Raw genomic sequence first — 6,239 nt, 5'->3', positions numbered from 1 at the left:
AATACTCGCCCGACCTCAATCCTATCGAGAAGCTCTTCGCCAAGCTCAAGCACTGGCTGCGCAAGGCTGCCAAGCGAACAGTCGAAACCGTCTGTGACGCCATCGGCCAAATCCTCGGCACCGTCACGTCAACCGAATGCCGAAATTACTTCACAGAGGCAGGCTATGCCCAACCTAAATTCATCCCGCTCTAACCGCAAGGACATCTGCCTTGGCGCGTCAGCGAGCAGCCGTCTGTTTCTCGAGCCTGCGGGCGTATTGCGTCAGCGGAAAGCACATGACGAAGAAGATCAGCGCCACCAGCCCGTAGACCTTGAACGGTTCGAAGGTCGCATTGTTGATGGCGTTGGAGGTCCGCACCAGTTCCTCGAAGCCGATGATCGAGGTGAGCGCGGTCGATTTGATGAGCTGAACCAGGAAGCCGACGGTCGGTGCGCGGGTGATCGAAAAGGCCTGCGGCAGGATGATCAGCCTCAGCTCCTGCAGATAGTGCAGGCCAAGGCTGGCGCCGGCGTCCCATTGGCCCAGGGGTAGCGCCGCGACGCCGGAGCGCCAGATTTCGGCGAGATAGGCGCTGGCGAAGAAGGTGAGGCCGAGCGCCGCCGCCGTCCAGGGTTCGATGCGCAGGCCGAGCATCGGCAGCCCGAAGAACATCAGGAACAGCTGCATCAAGAGCGGCGTTCCCTGGAACAGGGCGATGTAGCCGGAGGCTATGCGCCTGCTCCACTTGTTCTTGGCGATCCTGAAGAACAGCACGACCAGGCCGACGATGCCGCCGCCGATGAAGGCGGCCAGCGATAGCAGCACCGTCCAACGGGCGGCGAGCAGCAGGTTGCGCACGATGTCCCAGAAGGTGAACTCGATCATGACACGCCGGCTCCGAGCGCACGGCGTCCGCCTGACACCAGCAGCCTGCGCAAGGCCATCGACAGAGCAAGATAGACCAGCGTCACGACGAAATACGTCTCGAACGAGCGGAAGGTGCGCGCCTGCAGCATATCGGCCTCGTAGGTCAATTCGCGCACGGCGATCTGCGACACGACGGCCGACTCCAGCATCATGATGACGATCTGGCTGGTGAGCGCGGGATAGATAATCTTGAGTGCCTGCGGCAGCACGATCTTGATGAAGACCTGGCGTGGCCGCAAGCCCAATGCGAGCGCTGCTTCCGTCTGCCCGCCAGGCACGGCGTCAAGCCCGGCGCCGACGATCTCGATGGTGTAGGCCGCCATGTTGAGCGTCATCGCCAGCATGGCGGCCAGGATCGGGTCGAGCCGGATGCCGAGGCTCGGCAGCCCGAAGAAAATGAAGAACAACTGCACCAGGAATGGCGTGTTGCGGATGATTTCGACATACCAGGCGATCGCCCGCTTGAGCAGCACGGGACCGTTGCGGCGTCCCGCGGCACCCAGGATGCTGATGAACGTTCCGGCGAGCGTGGTCACGGCGATCAGCAGGATCGTCGTGGCCGCGCCGTGCGCGATGTCGCCCAGGGCACCCGGGAGCCAGGCAAAGGCCACGGAAACTCAATCCTTGAGGTTGTCGGGATTGAGCGGCGTCTTCAGCCAGGTTTTCGAGCTTTCGTCCAGCTTGCCGTCGGCCAGCATCTTGGCGACGGCATCGTTGACCGCCTTCTTCAGGCTGTCCTCGTTCTTGTTGAGGCCGATATGCGAAGGCGAGGTCAGAAGCTGGAACTTCTGCTCCGGCTTCAGCGCATCCTGCTTGGCCAGCACCTGCGCGCCGACATCGTTGCCGACGACCATCAGCTGCGTCTGACCGGAGATGAAGGCCTGGATCACGGAATTGTAGTTGTCGAAGCGCTTGATGTCGGCCGACGCCGGTGCTGCCTCGGTGAGCGAGGTGTCCTCGAGCGTGCCGCGGTTGACGGCGATCGACTTGTCGGCGAGGTCTTCCTTGCCCTTGACCGCAAGTGCCGCCGGACCGATCACGGCGATGTAGTAGGGCGCGTAGGCGGCGGCGAAATCGATGACCTGCTCGCGTTCCTTCGAGTAGCCGACGCTCATCAGGATGTCGACGCGCTTGTCGTTCAGATACGGGATGCGGTTCTGGCCGGTGACGGCGATGGGGTTGAGCTTCACCTTGAGCGTATCGGCGATGTATTGCGCGACATCCATGTCATAGCCCTTGAGGCTCATATCGGCGCTGGCCGAGGAGAAGGGCGGGAAATCGGCGAAGACGCCGACATTGATGGCGCCGGCCTTGGTGATGTCCGCCAGCGCGTCGGCGCTGGCAGCCTGAATTGCGAGGCCGAAACCGGCCGTGCCAAGCATCAGCACGGCGGCGATGGATGTAAATGCCTTACGGATCGTCATTTTTTTATTCCCCTCTGGAAGCTTGTTTGTTGGATACGGCCGCCGGCTCCAGCGCGGCGGCCGCCTTTGCTTTTCTGAAATTCAGGCGCCCTTGCCTGTGATCGCCGGGCTGAACACCATCAGGCTCAGGATCTCGAACAGAACCTGTGCCGCGGCGTGCGCCGTGTTGGTGGTCGAGTCGTACTGCGGTGCCACCTCGACGACGTCGCCGCCGACGATGTTGAGACCCTTGAGGCCGCGCAGCAGTTCGAGCACCTCGCGTGTCGTCAGCCCGCCGACTTCCGGCGTGCCGGTGCCCGGCGCGAAGGCCGGATCGACGCTGTCGATGTCGAAGGAGACATAGGTCGGGCCGTCGCCGACTATTCTGCGCGCCTTCTCGATGATGGCCGGAATGCCGAGACCGGTCACCTCCTCGGCATGCACCACGGTCATGCCGGACTCGTAGGTGAATTCCCACAGATATTCGGCCGAGCCGCGGATGCCGATCTGGATCGTGCGCGTCGGGTCGAGCACGCCGTCAAGCACCGCGTTGCGGAACGGGCCGCCATGGTGGAACTTGGTCATGTCGAACAGGCCACTGGTGTCGCAGTGGGCGTCGATATGGATCAACCCGACCGGAGCTTTCTTCCCGACGGCCTTCAGGATCGGATGGCTGATCGAATGGTCGCCGCCGATCGAAAGCGGGATGACGCCGGCATCGACGATCTGGTTGGTGCGGCGCTCGATATCCTCATGGCTGGTCTCCAGCCGGTAGCGGCTGCGGAACGGCGTGTCGCCGATGTCGGCGACCCGGAGCTCATGTGTGGGCGCGCATTCCAGCACGTGGTTGTAAGGGCCGATGCGCTCGATGGCACGCAGCGCTCGCGGCCCGAAGCGCGAGCCTGGTCTGTTGGTGACGCCGAGATCCATCGGCACTCCGATCATCGCTACCTGAAGGTCGCCGAAATCCGGATTGTCGGCCGATATTTCCCGGTAGGGCGCGGCGAGGAAGGTCGGGATGCCTGAATAGGGCGCCAGCCGCGTGCCGCTTTTGGAGAAGATCTTGTCGGCGACCTTGCGGAATTTCGGGTCGAACATCTCGCCGCCATGGCTTTCACAATATTTGCGACGCAACGCGTCGAGCTTGCCGCGATCGTATCCCATGTCCGCTCCTCCTGGGCTGATACAGTGCCGACGCGGGTGACGCCTGCGAACCGACCGTCATCCGGCCGGGCCGCTGTCCCGCTGGCTGCCTGCAGATTTCACGTCTTGATGCTGTTCCAGGCCAGTGTCTGGCAGCGGCATTGAAAAATCAATTGATATTGTTAGGGTGCTTTCTGTGAGAAAATCTCACAATAAAGTTGATACCCATGACCAAACGCCTGCCACCACTTAATCCGCTGCGCGCCTTCGAGGCAACGGCCCGGCATGGCTCGCTGACCAAGGCGGCCAATGAGCTGAATGTCACGCATGGCGCCGTCAGCCACCAGATCAAGGCGCTTGAGCAGTCGCTCAGTGTCAAGCTGTTCGAGCGGGTCGGTCAGCGGGTCAAACTGACACCGCATGGCGCGGAGCTTCTGCCGGCAGTGTCGACCGCCTTCGACGGCATCGCGGCCGCCACCCAGCGCATGACAAGGCCGGCGAGCAGCGGCACACTTTCGGTCTCCTGCGTGCCGGCGCTTCTGTTGTTGTGGGTGACACCGCGGCTCGGCAGTTTCATGGCGCAATATCCCGACATAAGGCTGACGCTTATTCCTTCCAACGATCCCAAGGATTTGCGGGCGCCCACCATCGATGTCTGCGTGCATTATGGCGACGGCAGCTGGACCGATTGCTGGATGCGCAAATGGTCGGGCCTCGAACTGTTTCCCGTGGTCAGCCCGACCTTGATCAACAACCGCCCGATCCGCAGCGTCAGGGACCTTGCCGACCATGTCTTCCTGCATGGCGACGACGGTCGCGAATGGCACACCTGGCTGGCGGCGGCCGATGCGCTGGACCTGGAGCGGGGTCGCCGCCATCACCTCGGCGATGCGCGTATGGCGACCGAGGCGGCGGTGCACGGCCATGGCGTGGCGTTGGGCGACTCCGTGACGGCAAGCGCGCTGCTGGCCAGGGGCATGCTGGTCGCGCCGTTCAGCCTGTCGGTGCCGGCGGTCGACGATTTCTATGTCGTCTGCCGCAACGAGATGCGGGCGACACCGATCGTGCAGGTGTTCATCGACTGGCTGTTCGCCGAGAAGGCCGGGGATGACGGGCGCGCCGACGCCCCGGTGGCCGGCCGCATCGTCAGCCGCCGCAAGCGTCCGGCGCTCAGGGTGATGGGCGGCAAATCCGCAAACTGATGCCAGGCTCTGCGCCACAGCGTGCAGGCAGCTCTTTTTGTCGGGCCAGCCTGAAAGCGGGCAGCGTTCTGGCCGATTCGATGCTATGAGGCCTGTCGCGATTGTGGATGGCAGGCAGCGAAGGCGGTGTTGAAACATGGCTAAGACCGATATTGCGCGGCGCGTCTACAACCACACCTGGAAGCTCGATCCGATCGTGCGTAGCCTGCTCGACACGGATTTCTACAAGCTTCTGATGCTGCAGATGATCTGGGGCATGTACCCCAAGGTCAACACCACTTTCTCGCTGATCAACCGCTCGACCTCGGTGCGCCTTGCCGACGAGATCGACGAGGGCGAATTGCGCGAACAGCTCGACCATGCCCGCACGCTGCGCTTCTCCAAAAAGGAGATGATCTGGCTCGGCGGTAACAATTTCTATGGCCGCAAGCAGATCTTCGAGCCGGAGTTCCTCGCCTGGCTGGAAGGCTTCCGGCTGCCCGAGTATGAGCTGTCAAAGCGCGACGGGCAGTATGAGCTGACCTTCAGCGGGCCGTGGATGTACACCACGCTGTGGGAAATCCCGGCGCTCGCCATCATCAATGAACTTCGATCGCGCGCGGCGATGCGGGCGTTCGGGCCTTTCGCGCTCGACGTGCTCTATGCCCGCGCCAAGTCCAAGATGTGGGCCAAGACCGAGCGGCTGAAGGCGCTGCCCGGCATCCGCATCTCGGACTTCGGCACGCGCCGGCGCCATTCCTTCCTGTGGCAGCGCTGGTGCGTCGAGGCGCTGAAGGAAGGCATCGGCGAAGCGTTCACCGGCACCTCCAACGTGCTTCTGGCCATGGACAACGACCTCGAAGCGCTCGGCACCAACGCACATGAGCTGCCGATGGTGTTCGCCGCGCTTGCCGACTCGGAAAAAGAGCTGAGGCAGTCGCCCTACAAGGTGCTGCAGGACTGGCAGCGTTACTATGGCGGCAATCTGCTGATCGTGCTGCCCGACGCCTTCGGCACTGCCTCCTTCCTGCGCGACGCGCCGGACTGGGTGGCCGACTGGACAGGCTTTCGCCCCGACAGCGCGCCGCCGATCGAAGGCGGCGAGAAAATCCTGTCCTGGTGGCGCGACAAGGGCAAGGATCCCAAGCAGAAGCTGTTGATCTTCTCCGACGGGCTCGAGGTCGAGACGATCGAGGAGACCTATCGCCACTTCAAGGGCAAGGTGCGCATGTCCTTCGGCTGGGGCACCAATCTGACCAATGATTTCGAAGGCTGCGCGCCGACGGAAACCAACAGCCTCGACGCCATATCGCTGGTTTGCAAGGTCACCGAGGCCAATGGCAGGCCAGCGGTCAAGCTTTCCGACAATCCGGCCAAGGCGACCGGCGATGTGAAAGAGATCGAGCGGTATCTCAGGATCTTTGGCGAGAAGGACCGCGTGGAGCAATTGGTCAAGGTGTGAGGGGTGATGGGGCTCCTGGCATCGCCTGCAAAGATGGAATCTCGGATAGCTTGAGTTCCCGCACACCCCCCTCTGTCCTGCCGGACATCTCCCCCGCAAGGGGGGAGATTGGCCGCTTCGACCAGTCCGCCTTTTTCTCCG

The 6,239-nt window shown here is 62.8% G+C and carries 6 protein-coding genes and 1 pseudogene; 3 read left to right on the top strand and 4 right to left on the bottom strand.

The window, feature by feature from the left end; genetic code table 11:
* Positions 1-194 (top strand): annotated as a pseudogene (locus EOA13_RS38035) (IS630 family transposase); the annotation flags it as partial.
* A 25-nt stretch (positions 195-219) separates the two neighbouring features.
* Here EOA13_RS38035 and EOA13_RS26290 read toward each other — a convergent pair.
* From EOA13_RS26290 to speB, 4 genes are all read right to left on the bottom strand, one after another.
* Positions 220-867 (bottom strand): amino acid ABC transporter permease, encoded by a 648-nt coding sequence (locus EOA13_RS26290; RefSeq protein ID WP_127296510.1) that lies wholly within the window; start codon positions 865-867, stop codon positions 220-222.
* Complete coding sequence (locus tag EOA13_RS26285) at positions 864-1,520, bottom strand: amino acid ABC transporter permease (RefSeq protein WP_127296509.1); 657 nt, start codon at positions 1,518-1,520, stop codon at positions 864-866. The genes EOA13_RS26290 and EOA13_RS26285 overlap by 4 nt, the downstream gene beginning before the upstream one ends.
* Positions 1,521-1,526: 6 nt before the next feature.
* The gene (locus tag EOA13_RS26280; RefSeq protein WP_127296508.1) at positions 1,527-2,333 is read right to left on the bottom strand and encodes a transporter substrate-binding domain-containing protein; all 807 of its coding nucleotides are present in this window, start codon (positions 2,331-2,333) and stop codon (positions 1,527-1,529) included.
* A gap of 81 nt (positions 2,334-2,414) precedes the next feature.
* The gene (speB, locus tag EOA13_RS26275; RefSeq protein ID WP_127296507.1) at positions 2,415-3,476 is read right to left on the bottom strand and encodes an agmatinase; all 1,062 of its coding nucleotides are present in this window, start codon (positions 3,474-3,476) and stop codon (positions 2,415-2,417) included.
* A gap of 206 nt (positions 3,477-3,682) precedes the next feature.
* Between speB and gcvA the strand changes: the two genes are divergently transcribed.
* Positions 3,683-4,657, top strand: coding sequence for a transcriptional regulator GcvA (gene gcvA / locus EOA13_RS26270; protein WP_127296506.1), 975 nt, complete (start codon positions 3,683-3,685; stop codon positions 4,655-4,657).
* Between the two features lie 136 nt (positions 4,658-4,793).
* Positions 4,794-6,098: a nicotinate phosphoribosyltransferase gene (gene pncB / locus EOA13_RS26265; RefSeq protein ID WP_127296505.1), complete on the top strand. Its 1,305-nt coding sequence runs from the start codon at positions 4,794-4,796 to the stop codon at positions 6,096-6,098.
* Positions 6,099-6,239 lie beyond the last annotated feature (141 nt).

The organism is Mesorhizobium sp. M7A.F.Ca.US.011.01.1.1, assembly GCF_003998295.1.
In the GTDB taxonomy this organism is placed as follows: Bacteria; Pseudomonadota; Alphaproteobacteria; order Rhizobiales; family Rhizobiaceae; genus Mesorhizobium.
The sequence above is the reverse complement of the archived record's forward strand: the minus strand, read 5'-3'. Positions and strand labels throughout refer to the sequence as shown.

Coding starts and splice junctions, on each gene's coding strand:
- EOA13_RS26290 (WP_127296510.1), bottom strand. CDS start 867: ATGATCGAGTTCACCTTCTGGGACATCGTGCGCAACCTGCTGCTCGCC.
- EOA13_RS26280 (WP_127296508.1), bottom strand. CDS start 2,333: ATGACGATCCGTAAGGCATTTACATCCATCGCCGCCGTGCTGATGCTT.
- speB (WP_127296507.1), bottom strand. CDS start 3,476: ATGGGATACGATCGCGGCAAGCTCGACGCGTTGCGTCGCAAATATTGT.
- gcvA (WP_127296506.1), top strand. CDS start 3,683: ATGACCAAACGCCTGCCACCACTTAATCCGCTGCGCGCCTTCGAGGCA.
- pncB (WP_127296505.1), top strand. CDS start 4,794: ATGGCTAAGACCGATATTGCGCGGCGCGTCTACAACCACACCTGGAAG.